This is a genomic window from Nocardioides segetis, from assembly GCF_051390595.1.
In the GTDB taxonomy this organism is placed as follows: domain Bacteria; phylum Actinomycetota; class Actinomycetes; order Propionibacteriales; family Nocardioidaceae; genus Nocardioides.
Genome location: NZ_JBNINR010000006.1, coordinates 300466 through 325510 on the forward strand (window position 1 = coordinate 300466; position 25045 = coordinate 325510).

Genomic DNA, 25045 nt, shown 5'->3' on the forward strand with positions numbered 1-25045 from the left:
GGCGGCGTTGCAGACGCTCGACGTGCACCCAGCATGCCGTCGCGCCTGCGCCTTGCCAGCGCACGCGTTGAGCGCCGCTCGCTGGCACGATCCCTTGGAGTTACTCATCTAGAGGTCAGACCGCCTTGGCCGGGAGCACCCGCTTGGAGACGAGCGCCACGACGTCCTCGTAGCGCGACCCGGTGAACTTCTGGAAGTTGTGCAGGGCGTGCGCGTCGAGGCCGACGAGGACTCGCGCCTGGTTCTTCACGATGCCCCTGACGATGATCTCGGCGGCGCGCTCGGGCGTCATCTTCGCGAGCTTCTCGTCGAACAGCCTGGCCGTCGCCGCCTTGTCCTCCTTGGCGGAGACGCGGGCGTTGCGGGCGATCGCCGTCTTGATGCCACCGGGGTGGACCGAGGTCACGCCGACGTTGTGGCCGGCGATCAGCATCTCCTCGCGCAGCGCCTCGGTGAAGCCGCGCACGGCGAACTTGGTCGCGTTGTAGGCGCTCTGGCCGGGCATCGCGAGCAGGCCGAACAGCGACGACAGGTTGACGATGTGGCCCTCGCCGGACGCGATGAGGTGCGGCAGGAACTCCTTGGTGCCGTGCACGACGCCCCAGAAGTTGATGCCGACGATCCACTCCATGTCCTGGTAGTCGAGGTCGACCACGTCGCCGGCCAGCGCGACACCGGCGTTGTTGACCACGACGTTGACCTGGCCGAAGTGCTCGGCGACACCCGCGGCGTACGCCGCGAACGCCTCCCGGTCGGCCACGTCGAGGCGCGCGGTCCGCACGTCGGGCGAGCCGGCGTCCTTGGCCAGCGCGGCGGTCTCGTCGAGGCCGGCGGTGTCGACGTCGGAGAGCGCCAGCCGGGCGCCCTTGCCGGCGAGGTTGACCGCGAGGGCGCGGCCGATGCCCGAGCCGGCGCCGGTGATGACGACGACCTTGTTGCTGAGGTTCTTCACGCGTTGACTGCCTCTCGCTGGGTGCTGTGGTGATCCGCCTCGACGTCGTACTTGTCGACGTCGAACCTGCTCAGGTGGTGCCGGAAGGTGAACGTCTGGCCCGGCCACAGGGTGGTGTTGTTGCCGAACTTGTCGAGGTACCAGCTCGCGCAGCCGCCGGTCTGCCACACGGTCGGCCGCATCCGGCGGCGGATCTCGGCGGTCCAGGCGTCCTGCGCGGCCTGCGTCGGCTCGATCACGGCGAGGCCCGCGCGGCGCATCGCCTTCGCGGCCTCCACGACGTAGCGGACCTGCGACTCGATGATGAAGATCATGCTGGAGTGGCCGAGCGCGGTGTTGGGCCCGACGATCTGGAACAGGTTCGGGAACCCGTGGATCGTGGTCCCCTTGTACGCCGCCATGCCGCCGTCGTCCCAGACGTCGGCCAGCGTCCGGCCGGCGCGGCCGGTGATGTGCTGCGCGATCGGGGGCTCGGTCACGTAGAAGCCGGTGGCCACGACGAGCACGTCGACCGGCCGCTCCACCGTGGCGCCCGTGGCGGGGTCGGTGGTGACGATCGCGTCGCCGGTGATCTTGGTGATCGGCTCGGTGACGAGGTCGACGTTGTCGGCGTCGAGGGCGGGATACCACCTGTTGGAGATGAGGATGCGCTTGCAGCCGGCCCGGTAGTCGGGGGTGACCTTCGCGCGGAGCTCGGGGTCCCGGATGCCCTTCGCGATGTTCCTCCTGCCCTGCAGCTCGACGGCCCGCATCAGCTGCGGGAAGCGCGCGAACGCCGGCACCCGGGCCTCGAGCGTGGCGTAGACCAGGGAGCGGAGGGCGCGCTGGGCGCCGGGGACCTTCTCGAACACCGTCCGCTCCAGGGCGGAGAAGGAGCGCTCGTTGCGCGGGATGACCCAGTTCGGCGTGCGCTGGTAGACGTCCATGTGGCCGACCACCCGCTGCAGCTCGGGCACGAGCTGGATGGCGGAGGCGCCGGTGCCGATGACGGCGACCCGCTTGCCCGCGAGGTCGACGTCGTGGTCCCAGCGGGCCGAGTGGAAGATCGCGCCCTGGAAGTCCTCGATGCCCTCGATCTCGGGCAGGCGCGGCTCGGAGAGCCCGCCCGAGCCCGAGATGATGGTGCGGGCGGCGTACTCCTGCACGCCGTCGGGTCCCTCGGTCCGGACGATCCAGCGCTGCAGCCCCTCCTCCCAGCGCGCGTCGAGGACGGCGGTGTCGAAGACGAAGCGGTCGAGCGTGCCGGACTCCTCGGCGACCTTGCGGGTGTAGGCCCAGATCTCCTGCTGCGGCGAGTACACCTTCGACCAGTGCGGGTTCAGGGCGAACGAGTAGGAGTAGAGCTGGCTCGGGACGTCGCACTCCGCACCGGGATAGGTGTTGATGTGCCAGGTGCCGCCGACGTCGCTGTCCTTCTCGATCACGACGAAGTCCCGCTCACCGGCCTCGTCGAGCTTGATGGCGGCGGCGAGACCGGCGAAGCCGGCGCCGACGATGAGGTGGTCGACATTGCTGCGACCCGGAGTAGCACTCATGGGACGACGCTATTGGCGCTATTGAACATCTGTCAATAGGATGGGCCGCGTGACCGCGACCACCTCCCGCACCCGGCTCACGCCGGACGAGCGGCGCACCCAGTTGCTCGACATCGGCGTCCGGCTGCTCGCGACCCGGTCGCTCGACGAGCTGTCCATCGACCTCCTGGCGGAGGAGGCCGGCATCTCTCGGGGGCTGCTGTACCACTACTTCGGCGGCAAGCAGGGCTTCTACGAGGCCGTCGTGCAGCACGCCGCCGACGACCTCTACGCCCGGACCGCTCCCCCGAGCGAGGGCGAGCCGCTCGAGCGGCTGCTCGGCTCGCTCACCGGCTACGTCGACTACGTCATCTCCAACCAGGCCGGCTACCGCTCCCTGGTCAAGGCGGCCTCGGGAAGCAACGACGCGCTGCGGGCGATCTACGAGACCACCTTCGCGGCCCTCGCCGACCGGTTCTTCACCGTCGACACCGGCACCCTGGAGCTCCCCGACACCCCCGCGGTCCGCCTCGTCATCCACGCCTGGCAGGCGATGGTCGAGGACCTCGTCCTCACCTGGTGCGACACGCCCGCGGGTCTCTCCCGCGAGGACCTGCTCCAGGTGATCACCGCGTCCCTCCCCGCGATCATCGAGACCCTGCCGGGCTTGCCGGGCTGACGTCACCCGCGCCGCGCCCCGCGAAATGCGACGAGCCGGACCCCGCTGGCACAGCGGGAGCCCGGCTCGCGAGAACGCGAAGAGGGATCAGGGCAGGTTCGCCACGTCGCCGCACTCGTCCTTGACGGCGTCGGTGAACTCCTTCTCGTCGCCCTTCTCGTCCTTGTTGTCGTCGGCCCACTCCAGGAGGGCGTCGGTCGCCTTCTGGACCTTGTCGGCGTCGCCCGACTCGGCGGCCTCCTGCGCGTCCTTGGCCAGCTCGCAGTACTCCTCGGCGAGCTTGCCCTCGTCAGCGCCACCGCACGCGGTGAGCGAGAAGGCAGCCGCGAGAACGATGCTGCCGAGGCCGAGGGTGGTCTTCTTCATGGGTTGTCTCCCGTAGTCAGGCGGATGATCTGCGTTGCGCATCCCGCACGCTCGCGCATGCGCGCCGCGGCGCGGGAAGCGTGGGAAGCCTCCCACGCAAACATCCGGTGAAACCTCCGGGTCCCCGCGCGGGCCGTCACTCGCCGCGCAGGCGGGCCCGCGACCGGGTGCGGCGGCGGACCCGGGTGACGCCCACGAGGCGAGGACCCGCGAGGCGGGCCTCGACCCGGCGGGCCTCCCGCATGACCGGCTGGGCGACGTACTCGCCGAGGATCACGCCGGAGGCCAGGGCGATCGCGATGGAGGCGGCGGTCACCATGGCGAGCAGGCCCTGGGCCGCCTGCTGGCCGCCGTCCTCGCCGAGCAGGAACAGGCCGCGGTAGATCGAGAGGCCGGGGAGCAGCGGGACGACGGCGGAGACCACCACGACGAGTGGCGGCACCCGGAAGGTGCGGCCGATGGTGTAGCCGAACAGACCGATCAGGAAGGCCGCGAGGCCGACCGCCCAGGTGCGCCCGAACCCGGCCTCGACCACCAGCTGCGTGACGACGAGGGCGATGCCGCCGAGGACGCCGACGGGCAGGAGCGTGCGCAGGGGCGCGTACGACGCGAAGGCGAAGGCCGCCGCCGCGACCGCGCCGCCGACGCCGACGGCGCTCACGCCCACGAGGTCGAAGCGGGGCAGCGTGAGCTCCGGGATGTCCAGGCCGACCGCGGCGCACAGGGAGAGTCCGCCGCTGACGCCGGCGATGATGCCGGCCGTGGCGAGCACCGCCTCGAGGATCCGGGCACCGCCCGTGACGAAGAAGCCCGACAGCGCGTCCTGGATCGCGCCCATGAAGCCGATGCCGGCGAGCAGCATGATGATGTTCGCGGTGACGACCAGCGACGCGTTGAGGTGCACCCACGGCTCGGCCAGCCGCGTGCCGAGCGCCGCGAGCACCGTGGCCACCACGCCACCCGCGACCTGCTGGTAGAACCCGGGCAGTCGCCGCCGCGTCATGAGCAGCTGGAGCCGGTCGATGCAGATCGCCGCCAGCAGCGCCACGAGTACGACGACCAGGTTGCCGCCGAGCTGGAGCCCGACGCCCGCGCACATCACTCCCCAGCCCAAGGTGGCGGCCCACCGCGGCCGGGCGTGGCCGGAGGAGACGATCCGCGCGACCTCGGTGCGCGCCCCCTCGAGATCGATGCGACCGGCGACCACCTCGCGCACCAGGTGGTCGACCCGGGTGAGGTCCTCGTAGTCGATCTCGCGCTGGGTGACCGCCCGCAGCTGCACGACGGGCGGCTCGTCCGGTCCCTGCTGGACGCTCATCGCCAGCGAGGTGAAGGTGACGTCGACCTGCGTGTGGCGTACGCCGAGCGCCCGGGCCAGCGCGCGCATCGTCGCGACCACGTCCGGGGCGCCGGCGCCGGAGGACAGCAGCACCTCCCCCACCTTGAGGCACAGGTCGAGCGTGCGGTGCAGGGTCCGCAGGTCGTCCATGTCGCCATGGTGTCAGGTCCGCGCACGGCCCTACCCTGGACGCGTGCGCATCGACTTCCACGGCTCGCCCGCGCCGACCCTGGGGGTGGAGTGGGAGTTCGCACTGGTCGACCGGCGCACCCGCGACCTCCGCAACGACGCCGCCCATCTCTTCGCGCGGGCCAAGCCGCGGATGCCCACGCCGGGCAAGCTCCACAAGGAGCTGCTCAAGAACACCGTCGAGGTGGTCACCGGCGTCTGCGCGACGGTGGGCGAGGCGATGGCCGACCTGCGCGACACGCTGCGCTACGTCTCGGCCGCCGCGGACGACCTCGACCTCGATCTCTACGGCGCGGGGACCCATCCGTTCGCGGACTGGACCGGGCAGCAGCTCACCGAGGGCCACCGCTACGCCGAGCTGATCAACCGCACCCAGTGGTGGGGGCGGCAGATGCTCATCTGGGGCGTGCACGTGCACGTCGGCCTCCCCGAGCGCGAGCGCGTGATGCAGGTGCTGACCGGGCTGCTCACCTACTACCCCCATCTCCAGGCGCTCTCGGCGTCCTCACCGATCTGGATGGGCGTCGACACCGGCTACGCCTCCAACCGGGCGCTGATGTTCCAGCAGCTGCCGACGGCCGGGCTGCCGTTCCAGTTCGAGCGGTGGGAGGAGTTCGAGCACTTCGCCCACGACCAGCTCACGACGGGCGTGATCGACGAGCTCAGCGAGATCCGCTGGGACCTGCGCCCGGCGATCAAGCACGGCACGCTGGAGAACCGGATCTGCGACGGCGTCTCGACGCTCGCCGACATGGAGGCGCTCGTCGCGCTCATGCACTGCCTGGTCGTCTGGCTCGACGAGCGGGTCGCGGCCGGCGAGCGGTTGTCCACGATGCCGCCGTGGCACGTGCAGGAGAACAAGTGGCGAGCCGCCCGCTACGGCGTCGACGCCATCGTGATCCTCGACGGCGACTCGCGCGAGCGCCTGGTCACCGAGGACCTCGCCGAGCTCGTGCCCCGCCTGGAGCCGGTCGCCGCCCGGCTGGGCTGCACGACGGAGCTGGCGTCGGTGCTGGAGATCGCGACCCGCGGGCCGTCGTACGTCCGCCAGCGAGCGGTCGCCGAGCGCACCGGCAACGACCTCGTGGCCGTGGTCGACTCGGTGGTCGCGGAGCTGAAGGCCGGGCTCTAGCCAGCGGCGCCGGGCTACGAGCCGGGGAACTCGATCCGGCAGTCCGCGCTGTCGCACGGCGGGGTCTCGGCCCACACCGTCGCTGGCTCGAACGCGGTCCCCGTCGACCTCATCACCTGCACGCCGGTGAACTTCGACTCCTGGAGCGCCTTGACCACGAAGACGACGTCGCCGTCACCGTCGCCGTCGACATCGCTGAGGGTGGCGCCCTGGAGGCTGCGCTTGCCGATCGTGGAGGAACCGGTGAAGCCGACGACCTCGCGCGGCCGGCCGGTGGCCAGGTCGTAGACCTTGACCTCGAGCGCCTCGTCGTAGCTGCTGGCCTCGACGGTGACCAGGTTGGTCGTGCCGTCGCCGGTGACGTCGCCGATGAGATAGGCGTCGGCGTAGATGCCGCTCTCGAAGACGGCGCCGACCTCGAAGTCGGACCCGGTCGAGGTCAGCATCGCGTAGCCCTGGTCGCCGGAGTAGTAGCCGGAGTAGTCCTCGTCGGCCAGGCGCTCCGCCGGCACCCGTGCCCACAGGTCGGTTCGGCCGTCGTGGTCGAAGTCCCCCGCGCGGATCTCGGTCGAGTCGACCGTGGCGTTGGTCAGCGCGGCCCAGCGCACTGGCTCGGCGAACCCGCCCGCGCCGTCGCCGAGGAGGACCTGGACGTCGACGACCCGGTCGTTGGGTCCCGCGACGGCGAGATCGACGGCGCCGTCCCCGTCGAAGTCGCCCGGCTGGACCTGGATGCGCACGCCGAACTCCTTGAGCGACGACAGCTGCAGCCGGAAGGTCTGGTCGCCGGGGAACTCCCGGTCGGAGGACGACAGGGTCAGCTGGTTGGCGTCGTCGACGAACGACCAGGTGAGCACCTCGTTGGCGCCGTCGCGGTCCCAGTCGAGGTGGAGCTCGTCGGGCTCGCTCGCCTCCTCGACGGCGAGCTCGCTGGTCGTGAAGACCGTGCCGTTGCTGGCCGCCGTGATCTTCCGGGTGCTGTCGTAGTCCGGGGAGAAGTAGTAGATCGCGTCGCCGTTGCCGTCGCCGTCGACGTCGACGTCGCCCTGGATCGCGGCGGGCCGGTCGGCCCCGTCAGCCCCGCCGCCCCCGCCGCCCCCGCCACCCTCGGTGGCGCTCGGGGTGTCCTCCGCCCAGGGGCGCAGCGCCGCCAGGGCCCCGGTGGTGGCGGCGAGGAGGACGAGGAGAACGGCGAGCGCGATCCACAGGCCGAGGCGTCCGCGACGCTGCCCGGACGGGGCCGACGGCCCGGAGGGGACGGACGGCCCGGACGGCCCGGACGGCAGCGCGCCGTACGCCGGTGGGAGCGCGCCGGTGCCGGGCGACGGCGGCCAGGCCGCCGGGGACGGCGCGGGCGCGGCCGGGTGGGCGGGCGGGGCGGCCGACTGTGGGGGGTTCGACGGCGGGAACGGCTGATGGACCGACGGCTGCGGGTGCACGACCGGCACCGGGTACGACGTGGCCGGGGGCGTCGTGGCCGGGGGCGTCGTGGCCGGGGGCGTCGTGGAGCGGGCCCGGGTCGACTCGTCGGCGGGTGCGAACCGCGTCATCTGCCGCCGGTCGTCGGTCCAGGCGTCGCCGTCCCAGCGCCGCTCCCAGCCGTCGCCGTCCGGGTACCAGCCGGGTGGGGTGATCTTGCTCAAGGCCCATTTCCCATCGTCGCGGGCAGCCCCATCCGTTCCGGTGCGGCCGCGGTGCGGCCCTCCTACCCCACCGGGTCGCCGCTCACGCCTGCTCCTCCGCGAGGCGCGATCGACTCGGAGCGCTTGTGACGCCCGTCACGACACGCAAGGATCAGGCCACCTGCGACGAAAGGGGTGCTCCGTGGTCTCCGTTCCCGGCAACCGCCTGATCGACCCGACCGCCACCGCCTTCCTGCTCGCCGAGAGTCGCAACATGCCGATGCACGTGGGCGGCCTCCAGCTCTTCGAGCCACCGGCAGACGCGGGACCGGCGTACGTCCGGGAGATGTTCGAGGCGATGCGCGACACGGAGCGGATCGCGCCGCTCTTCCTCAAGCACCCCCACCGGTCGGTGCGGACCGGTGGCACCCTCGTCTGGCACGAGGACGAGCAGTTCGACATCGAGCACCACGTCCGGCACAGCGCGCTGCCCCAGCCGGGTCGGGTCCGCGAGCTGCTCGAGCTCGTCGGCCGGCTGCACTCCACCCGGCTCGCCTGGGAGCGGCCGCTGTGGGAGACGCATGTCATCGAGGGACTGGCCGACGGCCGGATCGCCATGTACACCAAGCTCCACCACGCACTCGTCGACGGCATCTCCGCGATGCGGCTGATGGCGAGCGTGCTGTCCTCCGACGCCGACCGTCGCGGCATGCCCGCGCCGTTCGCCGAGGGCGCCTCCCGCCGGCGTCGGCCCGACTCCGCCGACTCCGATGCCCCCGACTCCGATGGCCCGGACTCACTGCCCGCCGCGGCCGTCGACGCCGCGGCCACCGCGGCGCGGACGATCGCCGACCTGCCCGGCGACGCGGTCCGCACGGCGCTCAGCGTCAGCGCGGACGCGGCGGGGATGCCGCTCGCACTGGTCAGGACCCTGCGCAAGGGCCTGCGCAACGAGACCTCCGCGGTGTCGCTCGCCGCGCCGCGCACGATCTTCAACCAGTCGATCACCGGCGCCCGCCGCTTCGCCGCCCAGGACTGGCCGGTCGAGCGGATCCGCGGTGTCGGCAAGGCCACCGGCACGACGATCAACGACGTCGTGCTCGCCATGTGCAGCGGCGCGATGCGCACCTACCTGACCGAGCTCGACGCGCTGCCCGAGCAGTCCATGGTGTCGATGGTCCCCGTCGGCCTCAAGGGGCGCCAGGCCGGGACGCCCTCGGCCGACGGCGGCAACGCGATCGGCTCGGTGATGGTCCGGCTCGCCACCGACCGGGCCGACCCGGCCGACCGGCTGCGGACGATCAGCCAGTCCATGAAGGACGGCAAGGAGGCGCTCTCGTCGATGACGCCCGCCCAGATCGTGGCGATGAGCGCGCTCGGCGTCGCGCCGTCCATCGTGGTGCCCATGCTGCGGATGCAGGGCATCGTCCGGCCGCCGTACAACCTGATCATCAGCAACGTGCCCGGTCCGCGCGTCCCCCACTTCTGGAACGGCGCGCAGCTCGTCGGCAACTACCCGGTCTCCATCCCCATCAACGGCATGGCACTCAACATCACCTGCACCTCCTACGCCGGCAACATGGGCTTCGGCCTCACCGGCTGCCGCCGCACCGTGCCGCACCTGCAACGACTGCTGACGTTCCTCGACGACGAGCTCGCGGCGCTCGAGAAGGCCGCGGGAGTCTCCTGACCGGCCTGACCGACTACTCGGCGCCGAGCTCGGCGAACCCGCCGCCGACCCGCTCGGCGACGGCTCGCAGCCGGGCCCGGGTGATCGCCGAGACCGTCGCGTACCCCGCGCGCTCCGCATTGGAGCCGGCCCGGGTGGGCTCGGCGGAGTTGACCGACAGGCAGGTCCGCCGGCCGCCGTCGGCGGCGTTCGCCAGCGCCACGGCGTGGCCGGTGGTGCCGCTGCCGGCGAAGTAGTCGAGCACCCGCGCGTCGTCGGGCATCGTGCCGAGGACCCGCAGCAGCAGCCCGGTCGGCTTCGGGGACTCGAAGACGTGCCCGACCAGCTCCTTGAGCTCGGCGACCGCCGTGTCCGTCGACCCGATCTCCTCGGCGAGCCAGATCGTGCGCAGCTTCTTCCGCCGGCCGCCCACCGGGTGTCGCCAGTCGCGCTGGTAGATGTCGACCCGCTCCCCCCGCGCGCCACGGACGACGCGGCACTCGAGATCGTCGGGGCGCTCGTCGACCCGCGGACGGGACCATCGCCACACCGCCGGAGAGCCGTCGCCGAAGACCGGCTTGACCTCGACCGCCCCGTCGAACGGCGCCGTCGCCACCCGCCCGGTGCCCGGATCGCCCCACAGCGCGTAGTGCAGCGTCGGCGTGGAGAGCGGGTTGAACCGCTTGTTGGTGTTGCGCAGCGGGAGCCGGCGGTAGCGGCGGCCGTCCGGCGCCTCCACCGGGAAGTCCGCCTCCACCACGGTGTGCGCGGACGAGGCGTCGAGGACACACCGGGCGGCGTCCTTGGCATAGACGAGGAGGTACTCGTGCGACGTCGCGAACCCCCTGCCGAGCTGCCTGCCCTTCGGGTTGAGGTTCACCACGATCTGGGCCAGGAAGTTCGCCTCGCCGTACACCTCGTCGAGCAGCAGGCGCAGGTGGGCGACCTCGTGGTCGTCGATGCTGACGAACAACGCTCCGGTCTCGGCGAGCACCCGGTGCCCGGCCTCGATCCGGGGCCGCAGGTAGGACAGCCAGGTCGCGTGCCGTCCGGCCGGGCCCGCACCGCGCTTGCCCTTGAAGTCGTCGCGGTAGGCGAAGTCGTTGCCGGTGTTGTAGGGCGGGTCGAGGTAGATCAGGTCGTACTCCGTCGGCACCGCGCCGGGCCTGCCGTCGAGCACGGCGGCGAGCACATCGAGGTTGTCGCCCTCGATGAAGGTGTTCCACGGTCCCGGCTCGGCGCCCACGGAGCCGATCCTCGCACGTCTTCCACAGGCCGATGCGAGGTCGGTTGCACCCAGGGACGGTGATCTGGACCGCGACCTCGACGCCGCGGTGGCCGGGCGCGAGACCCTACGCCTCGGCTGGGGTCAGGTCTTCGGCAGCCAGTGCCACACGGCGTGGAGCATCGGCCAACTGCTCGACCGGCGGGGTTGGACCGGTCGGAGCACGAGCTGCCCCGGGTGCTGACCCACCGTCATCGTCGTGTGGCTCTGGTCGCGTCTGGTGCGACCGGATCCACACGACGATGACATGATCCCTGGCGTGAGCCGCCGTCGTTCCTTCACCCGCGCCGAGCTGGAGTCCTTCCGCGACGCGGTGGTCCCCGACCTGCTCCCGAACGCGCCGGGCCAGGAGCTGAAGCTGCTGTTCGTCGGCATCAACCCCGGCCTGTGGACCGCGGCGACGCAGACCCACTTCGCGCACCCGGGCAACCGCTTCTACCCCGCCCTGCTGCTCGGCGGCGTGATCACCGAGCCGGTCGACCCGGCCGACGGGATGGGCGAGGCGGAGCGCACGATGATGCGCGAGCGCGGGATCGGGATCAGCAACGTCGTGCACCGCGCCACGGCGAAGGCCTCGGAGCTGAGCGCGGAGGAGCTGCGGGTCGGTGGCCGCCGGCTCACCGAGCTGGTCGCCCGCGAGCGGCCGCGGGTCGTGGCGATCGCCGGGATCACGGCGTACCGCACGGCCTTCGGAGTGCCCAAGGCCGTCCCCGGCCGCCAGCCCGAGACCCTGGACGACCTGTGGTCCGGGGCCGAGCTGTGGGTGGTCCCCAATCCGAGCGGTCTCAACGCCCACGAGACCGTGCCCTCCCTCGCCGCCGCCTATCGCGAGGTCGCCCAGGCGGCGGGCATCATCTGAGCCGCGCTCGTTCGGCTCGCGGCTGTGGACAAGGACCCCGATGAGTCGGGCGTCGGCCACAGACTCGCCCCATGCCCAGTTCGGAGCACGAGGCGCCGATCGCCCTCGCCCGCCATGACCCCGGTCTGGCCACGCAGCTGCTGACCGAGGTGTTCGGCGTCGAGCTCCCCGAGCACGTCCGCGCCCGACTGCATGCCGACGACATCCAGCTCACCGTGCCGGCGACCTATCACGCCGACTCCGTCCTCGTCTATGAGAACGCGGACGGACGTCCGGTTCTGGCGATCGTGCTCGAGGTCCAGCGCGCCTGGGACCGGAGGAAGCGGCGCACCTGGCGTCTCTACCTCACCCATGTCGAGGCCGAACTCGACGTCTCGGCGGCCCTGCTCGTCTACTGTCCGGTCGCGCGGGTCGGGGAGCGCTACCGGCGCTACTTCGAGACCGACGGCATCAGCAATATCCTGCACCCGTTCGTGCTGACGCCCGACCAGGTCCCATTGATCACCGACCCGGTCGCCGCCGAGCGCAGTCCGGCCCTCGCGGTGCTCTCGGCCCTCGCCCACAGCCGCGACGCCGCTCTCGACACCGCGTTCCCGGCCCTCGCGGCGGCACTGCAGGCGGCTGGCCCGGACCACGCGCTCCGTTACCATGACATCGTGCTCACCGGCCTCGCCGGCAGCGCCCGCACCCGCTGGGAGGACTTCATGACCGCCACCCCCTACAAGAGCCAATGGCTCAGCGCCGAGTTCCGCGCAGCCGAGGCGAAGGGCATCGCCCAGGGCAAGGCCCAAGACGTCCTGCTCGTGCTCACGACCCGCGGCATCGAGGTCCCCGAGGAGATCCGGGATCGGATCGAGACCACCACCGATCTGGCCGTCCTCGACGACTGGCTACGCCGCTCCATCACCGCCGACGGCCTCTCCGAGGTCATCGACGACTGACTCGACGACTGACTCGGCGAGTGGCGGGCGGCGCTGAGCCCGCGAACAGGGCTCAGCCTGATCATCTGAGCCGGCGGCGCTCCAACGACCACATCGCCACGAGCACCACCGCGAGGACGCCGACGGCCGCGCAGCCGGCGGCGCCGATGAGGCTGAGCCGGTCGAGGCCCACGAGCAGGGCACCGACGCCGGTGGCGAGCACGCCGGCGAGCCGGGTCCGGACCACGACACCGGGCAGGGCGCGGGCGAGCTCCAGGGCATGCGCGACCCGCTGGGCGTCGAGGTCGGCCAGGCGTGCGTGCGGGATCAGGCCCGCCCCGGACCGCGTCGCGGGCACGGTCGCCGCGCCCGCCTCCGGGTCGTCGGTGAACGCGAGGTCGGCCGCGGCCAGGGCCGCCGCGTTGCCGGCGTCGCGCGCCACCAGGGCGACCGTGTGGCCGCCACCGCGCTGGTCGCGGACCAGCTGCTCGCGGTGGGCGGGGTCCTTGCCGAGGAGCCACTTGTCGATCCCGCAGGACTGCGCCAGGTGCTCGGTGTCGAGGGCGGAGCCGTCGGAGAGCAGGATCGGCTGGATCCCCGCGGCCCGCAGCCGGGCCACCGCCAGGGCCGCGTCGGCACGGACCTGGTCGGTCACCGTGAGGTAGCCGAAGGGCCGGTGGTCGACCTCGACGCCGATCGTGGTGCCGAGGCCGTCGCGGGCCTCCATCCCGAGCCAGCCGGGACTGCCCACGCGGACCGGGTGCCGGTCGACGGCGCCGCTGATGCCGCGGCCGGGGAAGGACTCGACCGCGGTGAGCCGGCCGGGACCGGCGAGGCGGGCGATCGCGCGGCCGACCGGATGGTCGTCGGCGGCATGCTCGAGCGCGGCCGCGAACCAGCGCAGGTTGCGCTCGTTGCCCTCCTCGATCGGGTCGATGTCGCTGACCACGAGCTCCCCGGTGGTGATCGTGCCCCAGCGGTCGAGGAGGACGGTGTCCACCTCCCGCGCCGCGTGCAGGGCGGAGCGGTCGCGAAAGCCCACCCCCTGGTGCCGGGCACGCCGCAGGGCCAGCCAGCCGGGCAGCGGCAGCAGCAGGCCGACCATCGCCGGGAGCAGGACGAGGAGCACGATCACCATTCTCACTGAGCGCGCCCCGAGTATCGCTCGAAGTCGCTCTGGTCGCCCGCGACCCACAGCGCGATGCTGGCCTTGAGCACGAGGGTCAGCTGGACGACGTACTCCGGGTCGTGCAGGGCCTCGCCGAAGAGCTGGTTGATGCGCCGCCAGCGATAGCGCACCGTCTGCGGGTGCACGCCCAGCCGGGCAGCGATCGCGGGGGCGCTGTCGCGGGTCTCGAGCCACACCAGCAGCGTCTCGGACAGGATCTCGCGCGAGTTGGGCGTCTCCTCCAGCAGGGGCTGGAGCAGCTCCTGCGCCAGCTGCCGGCGCATGACGGGCTCGGCGTGCAGCCAGATCTCGGTGCGGTAGGCCCGGCAGTCGAGGACCGGGCGCGCGGGCAGGATGCCCTTGCCCACCAGCGCCAGGGCGCGCTGGGTCCATCGGTGGGCCGAGGACGCGTCCCGCGGCTCGACCGGCCAGCAGACCGCGGCCCGCGCGGTCGGCAGCTGGCTCCTGACGGTGGCGATCGCATCCGCCATGACGTCCTCGCTCGAGATCAACGCGGCCCGCCCCGATGCGGTCCGGCACAGCACGGAGGAGGGAAGCACACTCGGGTCGAGACGCGCACCCCCCGGAAGCTCGACGGCCGCCACGACGAGCAGCGGCGGGAGCGGCCACAGCGCCACCTCGGCGTACGCCTCGATGTCCTCGCGGTCCGCGCCGGAGAGCAGGCCGTCGACGAGCCGGCGCCGGGCGAGCCCGCTGTCCTGCTCGCGCGCGGCGCTGCCGGCGTCGTGACCTTGGCGGGCCTGGGCCAGCAGGTGGTCGACGTAGCTGTCGAGGGCGTCGCGGAGATCCTCCAGGGCGTACGGCGAGACACCCAGGCGCGCCGCCTCGACCCGGATCTCGGCCCAGTACGTGCCGGCGGCGACCCGGACCGCGCTGTCCAGCGCGGACAGGTCGGCGCCGGTGCCGCCCTCACGGAAGCCCATCTTGCGGAACAGGTCGTCGGAGGCCATGGAGGAGACCGGCTCGCCCAGCGCGCTGGCGAGGAAGTAGGCGGCGGCGCTGTTGACGGCCGTGGAGATCAGCTGTTGACGGTGGTCGCTGTCGGCGAAGCCCGGGACGGTGGACCGGATCTCCTCGGTGACCTGCTGGGCGATGCGCGGCAGCCGGCGCCGGACGGGAGGAAGGACGAGCCGCGCCGTCTCGGAGGAGTCCATCTGCATCGCTGCGTCCGGCACGGCACCCTCCCTCTGATCACCGCCTCCCCCGGGGCGCTCAGTGTCACCGGTCACAGTCTCACTCCTGTCCTGAATCGATCCTCACACGCGGCCGACGCGTTCCGGGCACCTGTCGTCAGTTGTCATCCAGGTGACAAATCGTCCGGGATCTCGACCAGGGACCCCGGTCCCGGGCGGCCGTCGACGCGGCGCAGGGCCGCCACCAGCGCCCGGGCCGAGCCGCGCGTGAGGGCCAGGCGAGGCTGCCGCGCCTCGGCCGGCTCGATGCTGATCCACTCCAGCGGCATCCCGATGCGACGGTGGAGCTGGACGACGAGGTCGAGGTGGCTCAGCGCATCGGTCACGGGTACAGCATCGTCACCCGTGGCGACGACCGCCACGTCGATCGCCTCGCCGCGGTGCTCGCGGTCCTCCGGGTGGTCGTCCTCGTCGTGCTCGCGCAGGCACCACGGCGGGCACGGCTCATCGAGCCAGGTGGGGCGCGAGCTCTCCATGATCTGCCTCCGGAGTCCGGGCGGATGGTGACGGTCTCTGGAGACTAGGAACCAGCCCCGACAACTGCCGCTGTCGGTCGGACGTTGTCCACAAGACCTTCCGATCACCACATATCCACATACCAGTATGTACATCTGTGTCGGTGATTCGCTGCATGCTTGACCCCGTGTCCTCCTCGCCTGCCGACCATTCCTGGGATGCCTACGTCCGCGAGCTCGGCGTCAACCTCCAGCGGGCCCGCCACGACCGTGGGCTGAGCCAGGAGCGTGTCGCGCAACGCGCCGGGATCGCCGCCAACACCTATCGCCAGTACGAGAAGGGCGAGTCCAAGCCCGGTTCGCCGGCCAATCTCAGCCTGCGCAACGCCCTGGCCCTGAGCCAGGCGCTCGGCGTGTCCCTCGGCTCGCTGCTCCCCGTCTGGGCTCCCGACCTGACCCAGGGCGCCTGATCCTGCAGGCTGGGCCTGGGGCCGGGCCGAGCCCGGGTCCGGGCCGCCCCCCGGCTCACAGCGGGGTGAGCGCCGTGATCACCCACGCCCGGCCGTCGCGCTCCGCCTCCACGCGCAGCTGGGCGGCCGAGACCGACGACTCCTCGTCCTCGGCCCGACTGCTCGACTGATCGAGGAAGACCAGCAGGGTCGCCTTCGTCTCCGTGAGGCGCTGCACCCCGGCGATCTGGACCTGGGTGCTCAGCGTCAGCTTCTGGTCGGGAGCCCGCTCCTGGAGGCTGGCGAAGAGGGTGTCGTACTCCTCGCGCGCCTGGCCGGAGAGCAGCTGGTCGGCCGCGGCCTTGGTGATGCCGGGCTGCGACCAGTCGTAGCTGAACACCTGGGCGAGCCCGCGCGAGACCTCGGTGGTCACCCCGCGGGCGGCCGCCTCGTCGAGCAGGGCGCGGTTGGCCAGGGCCGGGTCGTCGCGCAGGCTCTGCGCCCGCAGCCCGAGCACGATCGCGACGCCGATGAGGGCGATGGCGACGATCAGCGCGCACGCGCGGACGATCTGGGTCCGGTCGCCGACGCGCGTCATGACGTCGCCACCGGGACCTGGCCGAGGTTCTCGAGCTTCCACTCGCCGTCGACCAGCACGAGGTCGGCGCTGTAGCGGTTGCGTTTCACGGTGGGCTCCTGGGCGGGGTCCTTGTCGGCGACGGTGACCTCCACGGCCGCGATCATCGTCGCGGTGCGGTCGGTGAGATCGGTGAGCGCGGCCTCCACGACCCGGCCGGTGGCGACCTTGCCCTGGTCGGCGAGCAGCTGGCGCTCGTCGGCCGCGATCGCGGCGAGCTGGTCGCGCAGCACGCCGGTCGTGACCGAGCGCCAGGCCTCCAGCCCCGCGTCGACGTCGCGGTAGTCCATCGAGTTCATGGTCTCCACCGCGGCCGTGCCCTCGATGATGGCGAGGTCGCGCAGCTCGGCCCTCGCCAGCGCGGGGTCGTCGTCGGCACCGCTCCACGACAGGTACGTCGCCACGACGGCCACGACACTGGCGGCGAGCAGGCCCCAGGTCCAGCGCCCGAGGAGCGATCGTCGCGAGCCGCCCGCGGACTCGTCGGCGCCCACGACCACGACGGAGGGACCCGCGTCAGCCGGGTCGGGCCCGTCGGCCGGGTCGGGCCCGTCGGCGGGCGTGCGCTCGTCCGCGGACTCCCGTGACGCCTCCGCGGACTCCTCGGCCGCGTCCGTCGACGCGGTGTCGACCGACCCGCCGGCCGATTCGCTCCCGTCGGTACCGTCCGGTCCACCCGTCACGGCGTCCCTCCCATCAGCTCCTCCAGGCTGCCGGTCACGTCCACGCCGACCGGGCGCTTGCCCTTCACGGCGCTCGGTCCGCGGACATTGCTGCCCGCGGCCGGCGTGGTGCAGCCCGCGTCGGTGTTGAACGGCTTGCCGGGGCTGGTGTCCAGGCCGGGACGCATCTCGGTCGCACCATAGCCGGTCACACACGGCAGGGGGTTGAAGAACGTGGGCGTGACGCCCATCCGCATGCCCTTCGCGGTCATCACGGCGTAGGTGATGCTGATGCCCTCGGGCAGCTTGATCAGCGTCTCCCGGACGCCGGCGGCGTTGGTGCCGAAGACCTGGGCGGTCGAGACCAGGTTGCCCATCAGGTCGCCGAGCGGCTGGCCGACGGTGGCGAAGAGGGCGCCCAGCTCGCGGGCGGCCGCCGGCGTCTGCTGGATCAGCTCGCGCCACGAGTCGTTCTGCTCGGCGAGCGCGTCGGCCAGCAAGGACATGTCCTTGCTGAAGCTCTGGAAGCTCTCGGCCGAGGCCTCCTGGGTGGCCAGGACCTGCTGGGAGCTGCGGATCAGGCTGGCCGAGACCAGGAAGTTCTTGTCGGCGGTGCGGGCGAACTCGGAGGAGGTCTCGACCAGGCGGGCCATGTGCTGGCCGTTGCCCCGGGAGAAGTCGTAGGTCTCGTCGATGACCGTGGTCAGCGCGTCGGAGGGCACCGACGCCACGAAGTCCCGGCCGCTGCGCAGCAGCCCGTCGAGCGACGGCGGCAGGCCGCCGGCGCTCACGGTCAGCCGGTCGCCCTCTGCCAGCTTCTCGCCGCCGAGCGGACCGCCGCGCAGGTCGAGGTACTGCTCGCCAATGGCCGAGCGGTTGACGACCCGTGCCTCCACGTCGGCCGGGATGTCGGGCGAGCCGGGCTTGATCCGGACCACGGCGCGAGCCCCGTCGCCGGTGGCGACCAGGCTCTCGACCCGGCCGACCGGGACACCGCGGTAGGTGACCTCGCTGTTGTCGAACAGGCCCCCCGCCTCGGTGAGGTCGACGGTGACGCGGTAGCCGCCGACATAGCGGTCCAGGCCGACGTACTGCGCCGCGAGGAAGGTGGTGGTCACCATCGCGAGCGCCATGAAGACGAACAGTTTGGCCTTGGCGGTGATGTTGAGCATCAGTCCTCCGTAGCGGTCGGAGCGGACGTCGGCGTGCCGGTCGGTGCCGCCGGGCCCGTCGGGCTCGCGGAGCCCGAGGGCTTGGGCAGCTGCACCGTCGGCGACGGGACACCGGGGATCGGCGAGTCGGTCGGCGGCAGCAGCGACGGCGACGGCGGGGAGGTCGTCGGCGACGCCGGCGCTCCCGACGGCGACTCGGTGGCCCCGGCCTTCCCCTCGGTCGCGGGCGGCGCGGCCTCCTCGGTGGTGCGCGGCGCCACCGGCCGGCCGGACGCGATGCCGGTCAGGTCGAAGCCGGGCTGGGCCCAGGGACAGCCCATCGCGGCGCAGCCCGGCGGCAGCGAGCTGTAGTTGGTCGTCACGAAGGCGTTGAGGTAGTCGCCCTTGATGGCGCCCAGGACGGCGTCGGGGAACGGGTAGGTCAGCAGGATCTGCAGCGACTCGGGCAGCGCGTCACCGGCGGCGGCGAGGTTTTTCAGGATCGGCTCGAGCAGCCGGAAGTCCTCGATCATGTCCTCCTTCGAGGCGTCCAGCGTGCGCATCGTCACCGTGCTCAGCTGGTGGAGCGACTCGAGCATCGCGACCAGCTGCGGCCGTTGCTCGGCGAGGACCTTCATGCCGGGGCTGAGTCCCTCGAGCGCGGTGGCGATCTTGTCCTTGTCGTCGTCGAGCGTCGCGGAGAGCTTCGCGAGCGAGTCGAGGGCGTCGGCGATCGCGTCCTTGCGCGCGTCGAGGCTCTCCACGAAGACCCGCGTGGTGCGCAGGAAGTCGCGGATCTGCTCGGGGCGGCCGTCGGCGACCTTCTGCAGCTCGCGCGAGATCTCCTGGAACCTGCCGACCGCGCCGCCGTTCAGCACGGTGGAGACGGCGCCGAGCACCTGCTCGACCTCGGCGACCTGGCTGGTCGCGGCGATTCCGATGTGGGAGCCGGTGCGCAGCTCGCCCCCGCCGGCCGTGGCGGGCCGGACCAGGGCGACGTACTTCTCGCCCAGCAGCGAGGACTGCTGCAGCCGGGCGGCGGTGTTCTCGGGGAGGTCGAGGTCGTTGCGGATCACCAGCGTGACCCGGGCGCTGAGCCCGTCGGGGTTGAGCTCGATCTTCGAGACCCGGCCGACGGCGATATTGGAGACCTTCACGCTGCTCTGCGGCACGAGGTCGACCACGTCGGCGAAGTCGACGGTGATCGTCATCGGGTCGCTGCCGACGTCGGCTCCGCCGGGCAGCGGCACGTTGTAGATGCCGCCCCCGAGGCCGCAGCCGGACAGGACGAACGCCAGGGCCGCGGCGAGCCCCGCCCAGCGTCCGGTACGACGCCGCGCGGGTGTGGTGCGTCGGGTCCGTCGGGTCCTCATCGTCGGCTCCTTCCGGCGTCCTCGAACATGGTCGGCGGCGCGTCCTCGGACGTCCGCGCGGTGAGCGCGTCGGCCCAGATCGTGGCCTCGTTGAGGTTGCCGCGACCGACGAGCACGTTGTGCTCCGGGTCGTAGAGGTCGAGGAGGTTCTGCATCAGCAGCGGCGCCAGCCGCACCATCTCCTCCAGCGAGTCGCGCTGCTTGCGCAGCACCTTCGTCGTGGGCACGAGGTTGTCGACGCTGTCCTTCAGCTTGCCGCGGTTCTGGCGGATGAAGTCGTCGAGCACCTGCATCGCCTCGCCGAGGTTCTTCGCCGCGGCACCCATGTCGTCACGGTCCTCGGCGAGATAGCCCGCGACGTCCGCGAACTGCTTGTTGACCTCGCCGACCGCCGCGTCGTTGGCGAGCAGCATCGCGTTGAGCTTCTCGAAGTTGCTGATGGTGGCGAAGAAGTCGTCGTCGAGACCGGACAGCGTGGCGCTGGCCTCGCCGAACTCCCGGAACATCGTGTTGAGTCCCTCGCCCTCCCCCTCGAGGTTGGCCGCCGCGACCTCGAGCAGGTCGCTCAGCGCGCCGTCGCGGTTGGCCCCCTCGGGACCGAGCGCGTCGGACACGCTCTTGAGTCCGTCGTAGAGGTCGTCGATCTCGACGGGCACGGCGGTCCGGTCGAGGCTGAGCTCGGCGCCGGAGCGGAGCTTGGCGCTGCCCTCCCCCGCGACCCAGGGCTCGGTCAGCTGGACGAACCGGTCGCTGACCAGGGTCGGGGCGATGATGACCGCCGCGGTGTCGGCGGCGACCTCCCGGCCCGGCTCGAGCTCCATGGAGACCCGGACCTGCTCGCCGACCGGCTTCACCGCGGTCACCCGCCCGACGGGTACGCCGAGCACCTGCACGTCGGAGCCCGGGTAGAGGCCGACCGTGGACTCGAACATCGCGCTGAACCGCACCGGCTCGTCGCGCAGCAGCGCGCGGAGGCCGAAGCCGCCGGCGACGAGGAGCAGGACCACCAGGCCGATCACGAGCCGGCGTTGGCGCTGATTCATCGGGCACCTCCGGGGTGGCAGTTGCGGACGACGTCGTTCTCGAGGATCGGGTTGAGGTCGTCGTCGAAGAGGCCGCACAGGTAGGAGTCGGCCCAGGGACCGTTGCCCGTGGCCGAGGCCAGCACGCGGTAGTAGGGGCCGAGCTGGCGCAGCGCCTTGTCGAGGTTGTCCTGGTTGCGCTCGAGGATCGCCGAGACCTTGTCGAGCTTGGCCAGGGCCGGCGCGAGCGCCTTCTGGTTGTCCTGGACGAAGCCGCGGACCTGGGCGCCGAGGTCGGCGGTGCCGACGAGCATCGCGTTGACGGCATCGCGCCGCTGCTGCAGCTCGCCGAGCAGGTCGGACCCGTCGTTGATCAGCGCGGCGATCTGCTCGCGGCGCTCCGCGAGGGTGCCGCTGACCGTGGTGGTCGCCTTGAGCAGCTCGGCCAGGTCGTCGTCGCGGGTCGAGATCGTGCGCGACAGCGCGGTCAACCCGTCGACCATCTGCTGCACCGACTCCGGGGTGCCGCGGAAGGCGTCGGAGAGCGACCGGAAGCTCTGCTCGAGCTGCCCGGTGTCGATCCGGCCGACGCTGTCGCTCAGGTCGGAGAAGGCCGCGTTGACGTCGTAGGGCACCGAGGTGCGCTCGCGCGGGATCGCGCCCTTCAGCTCACCGGAGCCGAGCGGGTCGATGGCCAGGAACTTCTGGCCGAGCATGGTCTTGACCTTGACCGCCGCCGACGTCTTGTCGGGCAGGTCGACGCCCTTGGCGCGGAAGCGCACGACGACGTCGCGCCCGCGGAGGTCGACCTCGGTGACCTCGCCGACCCGGACGCCGGCCACGCGGACCTCGTCACCGGCGCTGAGACCGCCGGACTCGGCGAACACGGCCTCGTGGACCTTGCCGTCGCCGACGAACGGCAGCGACGAGAGCCTCAGGGCGGCGGTGAAGGAGACGCCGAGGACGAGGATCCCGACCACGGCGATCACGACCAGGTTGCGCTCGGCGAACGAGCGGCGGTAGCGGGTCATCACCGGCACCTCTCCGCGACCGGCAGGGCGCCGAGGTCGCCCATGTATCCCTCGGGCATGGGGATCCGTCCCTCCATCGAGCACAGATAGGTGTTGAGCCACGATCCGTAGCTGCTCAGGCGGCCGATCCGGTCGAGCTTGACGGGCAGCAGCTCGAGGAAGGACTCGACCTCCGCGCTGTGCTCGTCGAGGTTCTCCGAGACCTCGCCCAGGTGACGGATCGACTTGCGCACGGCCGGGCGCGTCTGGCCCAGCAGGTCGGCGACGCTGCTGGTGAGGTCGCCCATGCCGCTGATCGCGCCGCCGATGGCGGCCCGGTCCTCGGCGAGCCCCGAGACCAGCTGCTGCATCGTGAGCAGGGTGGTGTCGAGCTGGTCGGAGCGCTCGTTGACGGTGGTGAGCACGCTGCTGAGGCTGGAGATGAGCTCGCCGATCACCTGGTCCTTCTCGGCCAGGGTCGTGGTCAGCGAGGCGGTGCTCTTCAGCAGCCCCTCCACCGTGGCGCCCTCGCCCTGGAAGACCGCGATGATCTGCTCGCTGAGGCGGTTCACGTCGTCGGGGTCGAGCATCCGCAGCAGCGGCTGGAAGCCGTTGAAGAGCAGGGTCAGGTCCAGCGCGGGCCGGGTCTGCTCGACGCCGAAGGTGTGCCCGGGCTCGATGGTGCCGCCGGATGCGGTCGAGCCGGTGGTGCTGCTCGCCGGGGCGATGTCGCCGTCGACCGGCGCGTTCGTCGGGCTGCTCGTCACCCCGGACGGCTGCACGAGCGCGAGATAGCGCTGGCCGACCAGGTTGCGGAAGCGGATCTGCACGATCGTGGTGTCGGGCAGGCGCACCCCCTTGCGGACCGTGAACCGCACCTTGGCCAGCCGGCCCTCGGTGATCTTCACGTCCGTGACGCTGCCGACCTTCACGCCGGCCACCCGTACGTCGTCGCCGCGGCTGACGCTCGTGACGTCGGTGAAGACGGCCGCGTAGTCCTGCGCGTCGCCACCGGAGCTGTTGCGGATCGTCAGGGCGAGCACCGTGGTGGCCAGGACGGTGGCCACGGTGAACACCAGGGCCTTCACCGCCGTCCAGCGCAGGTGGTGGCGGTCGGACGCGCCGCTCATTTCAGCACCACCTTCGTGTTGCGCAGGGTCGGTCCCAGGAGCAGGCTGCTCCAGGTCGGGTAGTCGCCGGGGGCCATGCCCTGGGTCGGCGCGATCAGCTCGGCGATCAGCTGGTTCTCGCCGGGCGAGTTGGCATCGCCCAGCCCGGTCATCGCGTACTCGTAGGACTGCACGGTGGTGCCCGGCGGCGGCGCGATCGCCGGCGGCTCCCCCGAGCCGTCCGACGAGCCGGACTCACCGTCGCTCGGCTCGGGCGTGCCGCTGGCCGGCCAGCCGGTGTCGGCGGCCGGGTCGGCGGCGCCGGGGACCGCGACCCGCGGGGCCGGCTGGGTGCCGACCTGGCCGGTGACGTACGGGCACCGGGGCTTGGGGTTGCCCTTGGTGTAGGTGATCTTGTCGCGGCCGGCGAGGTACTTGCTCCGGGTCGGGACCACCTGGAGCACCGCGTGCAGGCCGGGCTCGCCCTGGCCCTTGCCGAGGGCCTGCTCCATCTTGGGGATGTAGCCGCGCACCGCGCGGAACAGGCACGGGAACTGCGAGGCGTAGGGCGACGTGGCCCGCAGCGCCCGGCGGCTCTCCTTGGACAGCACGGTGATCGTGTTGTGGTTGCTCGCCACCCAGCCGCGGGTGGTGTCGGCGGAGCCGATGACGCTGGCGTAGACGTCGCGGAGCTGGGTCTGCTCGTCGACGAGCAGCTGCGTGCTGGTGGTCATCGTGGCGAGCGCGTCGACCAGATCGGGTGCTGCCACGTTCCACTCCTCGGCGACCCGGCCGAGCCGGGCCAGGTCGTCGGCCATCTGCGGCACCAGCGGCTCGAGCTTGGTCAGGTAGCTCTGCCAGATCGACATCGCGTCGCCGATCTTCTCGCCGTTGCCGCGCAGCATCTCGGCGAACTCACCCATCATCGCGGCGAGCTTGTCGGGCTGGATCGCCTTCATCACGGGCAGCAGCTCGTCGAGCACCTGCTGCAGCTCGGCCGCCTCGGCGGAGGCGTCCTGGCGGATCACGTCGCCGCCGCGCAGGTTGCTGCCGCTCGGCTCGCCGGGCTCGACCAGCGCGACGTACCGCTCGCCGAAGAGGGTCTTGGGCAGCAGCCGGGCCACGACGTTGTCGGGCAGCAGTCTCAGCACGTCGGGGTCGAGCGCCAAGGACAGCGCGGCGCCGTCCTCGGTGGGCCGGATCCGCTCCACCCGCCCGACGGGCACGCCGTTGAGCTTGACGTCGGAGCCGGTCTGCATGGCGTTGCCGACCACGTCGGTGCGCAGCGTGACCGTCTCGCTCGGCACGAGCACCCGTTGGTAGGCGAGATAGGCCACGGTCAGCAGCACGACGGTCGTGGCGAGGGCGCACGCCCCGACGACCACGTCGCGGATCCGTCCTGGACTGGTCGCGCTCATCCCGCGATCCTCACCGTGGTCGTGGCGCCCCACAGCGCCATGGACAGGATCAGGTCGAGCAGGGCCACCGCGACGAGGCTGCGGCGCACCGCGCGGCCGACCGCGATGCCCACGCCGGCCGGGCCGCCGGAAGCGGAGAAGCCCATCCGGCAGTGCACCAGGATGATCATCACCGCGAAGACCAGCACCTTCACGAACGACAGCAGGATGTCGATCGGGGGCAAGAAGAGCTCGAAGTAGTGGTCATAGGTGCCGGCGGACTGGCCGTAGATGTAGACGGTCACGAGCCGGGACCCGGCGTACGACGTGAGCAGGCCGATCACGTAGAGCGGGATGATCGCGACGAAGCCGGCGATGACCCGGGTGGTGACGAGGAACTGGACGCTGGAGACGGCCATCGCCGTCAGCGCGTCGACCTCCTCGTTGATCCGCATCGCGCCGAGCTGGGCGGTGAAGCCGGAGCCGACGGTCGCCGAGAGCGCGAGCGCCGCGACCATCGGGGCGACCTCGCGGGTGTTGAAGTAGGCGGAGATGAAGCCGGTGAGGGTCGCGGTGCCGATCTGGTCGAGGGCGGCGTACCCCTGCATGCCGACCACGAGGCCGACGGAGAGGGTCAGCCCGAGCATCACACCGACGGTGCCGCCGATGACGGCCAGGGCACCGGAGCCGAAGCTGACCTCGGCCAGCAGGCGCATCACCTCGCGGGGGTAGTGGCGGATCGTGGCGGGGATGTGGCGCAGCACCTCGCCGTAGAAGCGCATGTCGGCGCCGATCTGGGCCAGCTTGTCGACCGGTCGCGTCGCGACCCGTCGCGGTGGCGAGAACCGGGGCTGCGGAGTGGTGACAGCCAT

General features: G+C 71.9%; 24 protein-coding genes. 6 read left to right on the forward strand and 18 right to left on the reverse strand.

Annotated elements, in window-relative coordinates:
• Window positions 1-115: 115 nt before the first annotated feature.
• Window positions 116-952, reverse strand: a complete 837-nt coding sequence (locus tag ACPZVR_RS14080) for an SDR family NAD(P)-dependent oxidoreductase (RefSeq protein ID WP_436700215.1) — start codon at window positions 950-952, stop codon at window positions 116-118.
• Window positions 949-2487 carry a flavin-containing monooxygenase gene (locus ACPZVR_RS14085; protein WP_436700216.1) on the reverse strand — a complete coding sequence of 513 codons (1539 nt, stop codon included), beginning with the start codon at window positions 2485-2487 and terminating at the stop codon, window positions 949-951. The genes ACPZVR_RS14080 and ACPZVR_RS14085 overlap by 4 nt, the downstream gene beginning before the upstream one ends.
• Window positions 2488-2527: 40 nt before the next feature.
• Here ACPZVR_RS14085 and ACPZVR_RS14090 point away from each other — a divergent pair, with 40 nt between their 5' ends.
• A complete protein-coding gene (locus tag ACPZVR_RS14090; protein ID WP_436700217.1) occupies window positions 2528-3145 on the forward strand; it encodes a TetR/AcrR family transcriptional regulator in 618 nt (205 codons plus the stop codon).
• An 87-nt stretch (window positions 3146-3232) separates the two neighbouring features.
• Here the strand turns inward: ACPZVR_RS14090 and ACPZVR_RS14095 are convergent, their stop codons facing one another.
• A complete protein-coding gene (locus ACPZVR_RS14095; protein ID WP_436700218.1) occupies window positions 3233-3511 on the reverse strand; it encodes a hypothetical protein in 279 nt (92 codons plus the stop codon).
• A 136-nt stretch (window positions 3512-3647) separates the two neighbouring features.
• A complete protein-coding gene (locus tag ACPZVR_RS14100; RefSeq protein WP_436700219.1) occupies window positions 3648-5000 on the reverse strand; it encodes a threonine/serine exporter family protein in 1353 nt (450 codons plus the stop codon).
• A 43-nt stretch (window positions 5001-5043) separates the two neighbouring features.
• Here ACPZVR_RS14100 and ACPZVR_RS14105 point away from each other — a divergent pair, with 43 nt between their 5' ends.
• Complete coding sequence (locus ACPZVR_RS14105) at window positions 5044-6171, forward strand: glutamate--cysteine ligase (protein ID WP_436700220.1); 1128 nt, start codon at window positions 5044-5046, stop codon at window positions 6169-6171.
• Between the two features lie 14 nt (window positions 6172-6185).
• Here the strand turns inward: ACPZVR_RS14105 and ACPZVR_RS14110 are convergent, their stop codons facing one another.
• Window positions 6186-7814 carry an FG-GAP-like repeat-containing protein gene (locus tag ACPZVR_RS14110; protein WP_436700221.1) on the reverse strand — a complete coding sequence of 543 codons (1629 nt, stop codon included), beginning with the start codon at window positions 7812-7814 and terminating at the stop codon, window positions 6186-6188.
• A 181-nt stretch (window positions 7815-7995) separates the two neighbouring features.
• On the opposite strand from ACPZVR_RS14110, the gene ACPZVR_RS14115 reads away from it, so the two are divergent.
• A complete protein-coding gene (locus ACPZVR_RS14115) occupies window positions 7996-9483 on the forward strand; it encodes a WS/DGAT/MGAT family O-acyltransferase (RefSeq protein WP_436700222.1) in 1488 nt (495 codons plus the stop codon).
• Between the two features lie 13 nt (window positions 9484-9496).
• Here the strand turns inward: ACPZVR_RS14115 and ACPZVR_RS14120 are convergent, their stop codons facing one another.
• Window positions 9497-10708: a site-specific DNA-methyltransferase gene (locus ACPZVR_RS14120; RefSeq protein ID WP_436700223.1), complete on the reverse strand. Its 1212-nt coding sequence runs from the start codon at window positions 10706-10708 to the stop codon at window positions 9497-9499.
• Between the two features lie 298 nt (window positions 10709-11006).
• On the opposite strand from ACPZVR_RS14120, the gene ACPZVR_RS14125 reads away from it, so the two are divergent.
• A complete protein-coding gene (locus tag ACPZVR_RS14125) occupies window positions 11007-11606 on the forward strand; it encodes a mismatch-specific DNA-glycosylase (protein ID WP_436700224.1) in 600 nt (199 codons plus the stop codon).
• A 71-nt stretch (window positions 11607-11677) separates the two neighbouring features.
• Window positions 11678-12547 (forward strand): hypothetical protein, encoded by an 870-nt coding sequence (locus ACPZVR_RS14130; RefSeq protein ID WP_436700225.1) that lies wholly within the window; start codon window positions 11678-11680, stop codon window positions 12545-12547.
• 61 nt (window positions 12548-12608) lie between these two features.
• Here the strand turns inward: ACPZVR_RS14130 and ACPZVR_RS14135 are convergent, their stop codons facing one another.
• The 3 genes from ACPZVR_RS14135 to ACPZVR_RS14145 form a co-directional block, all read right to left on the reverse strand.
• Window positions 12609-13655 carry an HAD family hydrolase gene (locus ACPZVR_RS14135; RefSeq protein ID WP_436700226.1) on the reverse strand — a complete coding sequence of 349 codons (1047 nt, stop codon included), beginning with the start codon at window positions 13653-13655 and terminating at the stop codon, window positions 12609-12611.
• An 11-nt stretch (window positions 13656-13666) separates the two neighbouring features.
• Window positions 13667-14890 (reverse strand): helix-turn-helix domain-containing protein, encoded by a 1224-nt coding sequence (locus tag ACPZVR_RS14140; RefSeq protein WP_436700227.1) that lies wholly within the window; start codon window positions 14888-14890, stop codon window positions 13667-13669.
• Between the two features lie 122 nt (window positions 14891-15012).
• Window positions 15013-15384, reverse strand: a complete 372-nt coding sequence (locus ACPZVR_RS14145) for a DUF6907 domain-containing protein (protein ID WP_436700228.1) — start codon at window positions 15382-15384, stop codon at window positions 15013-15015.
• Between the two features lie 167 nt (window positions 15385-15551).
• Here ACPZVR_RS14145 and ACPZVR_RS14150 point away from each other — a divergent pair, with 167 nt between their 5' ends.
• Window positions 15552-15833: a helix-turn-helix domain-containing protein gene (locus ACPZVR_RS14150; RefSeq protein WP_436700229.1), complete on the forward strand. Its 282-nt coding sequence runs from the start codon at window positions 15552-15554 to the stop codon at window positions 15831-15833.
• Window positions 15834-15888: 55 nt separating this feature from the next.
• Here the strand turns inward: ACPZVR_RS14150 and ACPZVR_RS14155 are convergent, their stop codons facing one another.
• From ACPZVR_RS14155 to ACPZVR_RS14195, 9 genes are read right to left on the reverse strand one after another with little or no spacing between them, the layout of a single operon-like run.
• Window positions 15889-16410 carry a hypothetical protein gene (locus ACPZVR_RS14155; protein ID WP_436700230.1) on the reverse strand — a complete coding sequence of 174 codons (522 nt, stop codon included), beginning with the start codon at window positions 16408-16410 and terminating at the stop codon, window positions 15889-15891.
• Window positions 16407-17132, reverse strand: a complete 726-nt coding sequence (locus ACPZVR_RS14160) for a hypothetical protein (protein ID WP_436700231.1) — start codon at window positions 17130-17132, stop codon at window positions 16407-16409. The genes ACPZVR_RS14155 and ACPZVR_RS14160 overlap by 4 nt, the downstream gene beginning before the upstream one ends.
• A complete protein-coding gene (locus tag ACPZVR_RS14165; RefSeq protein ID WP_436700232.1) occupies window positions 17129-18283 on the reverse strand; it encodes an MlaD family protein in 1155 nt (384 codons plus the stop codon). Before ACPZVR_RS14165 ends, ACPZVR_RS14160 begins: the two co-directional genes overlap by 4 nt.
• Window positions 18283-19635, reverse strand: a complete 1353-nt coding sequence (locus ACPZVR_RS14170) for an MCE family protein (RefSeq protein ID WP_436700233.1) — start codon at window positions 19633-19635, stop codon at window positions 18283-18285. The genes ACPZVR_RS14165 and ACPZVR_RS14170 overlap by 1 nt, the downstream gene beginning before the upstream one ends.
• Window positions 19632-20678, reverse strand: coding sequence for an MCE family protein (locus tag ACPZVR_RS14175; protein WP_436700234.1), 1047 nt, complete (start codon window positions 20676-20678; stop codon window positions 19632-19634). The genes ACPZVR_RS14170 and ACPZVR_RS14175 overlap by 4 nt, the downstream gene beginning before the upstream one ends.
• Window positions 20675-21688: an MCE family protein gene (locus tag ACPZVR_RS14180; RefSeq protein WP_436700235.1), complete on the reverse strand. Its 1014-nt coding sequence runs from the start codon at window positions 21686-21688 to the stop codon at window positions 20675-20677. Before ACPZVR_RS14180 ends, ACPZVR_RS14175 begins: the two co-directional genes overlap by 4 nt.
• Window positions 21688-22797, reverse strand: a complete 1110-nt coding sequence (locus tag ACPZVR_RS14185) for an MCE family protein (RefSeq protein WP_436700236.1) — start codon at window positions 22795-22797, stop codon at window positions 21688-21690. Before ACPZVR_RS14185 ends, ACPZVR_RS14180 begins: the two co-directional genes overlap by 1 nt.
• Window positions 22794-24194: an MCE family protein gene (locus ACPZVR_RS14190; RefSeq protein WP_436700237.1), complete on the reverse strand. Its 1401-nt coding sequence runs from the start codon at window positions 24192-24194 to the stop codon at window positions 22794-22796. The genes ACPZVR_RS14185 and ACPZVR_RS14190 overlap by 4 nt, the downstream gene beginning before the upstream one ends.
• A complete protein-coding gene (locus ACPZVR_RS14195) occupies window positions 24191-25045 on the reverse strand; it encodes an MlaE family ABC transporter permease (protein ID WP_436700238.1) in 855 nt (284 codons plus the stop codon). Before ACPZVR_RS14195 ends, ACPZVR_RS14190 begins: the two co-directional genes overlap by 4 nt.

Coding starts and splice junctions, on each gene's coding strand:
- ACPZVR_RS14085 (WP_436700216.1), bottom strand. CDS start 2,487: ATGAGTGCTACTCCGGGTCGCAGCAATGTCGACCACCTCATCGTCGGC.
- ACPZVR_RS14090 (WP_436700217.1), top strand. CDS start 2,528: ATGGGCCGCGTGACCGCGACCACCTCCCGCACCCGGCTCACGCCGGAC.
- ACPZVR_RS14095 (WP_436700218.1), bottom strand. CDS start 3,511: ATGAAGAAGACCACCCTCGGCCTCGGCAGCATCGTTCTCGCGGCTGCC.
- ACPZVR_RS14100 (WP_436700219.1), bottom strand. CDS start 5,000: ATGGACGACCTGCGGACCCTGCACCGCACGCTCGACCTGTGCCTCAAG.
- ACPZVR_RS14130 (WP_436700225.1), top strand. CDS start 11,678: ATGCCCAGTTCGGAGCACGAGGCGCCGATCGCCCTCGCCCGCCATGAC.
- ACPZVR_RS14145 (WP_436700228.1), bottom strand. CDS start 15,384: ATGGAGAGCTCGCGCCCCACCTGGCTCGATGAGCCGTGCCCGCCGTGG.
- ACPZVR_RS14155 (WP_436700230.1), bottom strand. CDS start 16,410: ATGACGCGCGTCGGCGACCGGACCCAGATCGTCCGCGCGTGCGCGCTG.
- ACPZVR_RS14165 (WP_436700232.1), bottom strand. CDS start 18,283: ATGCTCAACATCACCGCCAAGGCCAAACTGTTCGTCTTCATGGCGCTC.
- ACPZVR_RS14170 (WP_436700233.1), bottom strand. CDS start 19,635: ATGAGGACCCGACGGACCCGACGCACCACACCCGCGCGGCGTCGTACC.
- ACPZVR_RS14175 (WP_436700234.1), bottom strand. CDS start 20,678: ATGAATCAGCGCCAACGCCGGCTCGTGATCGGCCTGGTGGTCCTGCTC.
- ACPZVR_RS14180 (WP_436700235.1), bottom strand. CDS start 21,688: ATGACCCGCTACCGCCGCTCGTTCGCCGAGCGCAACCTGGTCGTGATC.
- ACPZVR_RS14185 (WP_436700236.1), bottom strand. CDS start 22,797: ATGAGCGGCGCGTCCGACCGCCACCACCTGCGCTGGACGGCGGTGAAG.
- ACPZVR_RS14190 (WP_436700237.1), bottom strand. CDS start 24,194: ATGAGCGCGACCAGTCCAGGACGGATCCGCGACGTGGTCGTCGGGGCG.
- ACPZVR_RS14195 (WP_436700238.1), bottom strand. CDS start 25,045: ATGGCTGTCACCACTCCGCAGCCCCGGTTCTCGCCACCGCGACGGGTC.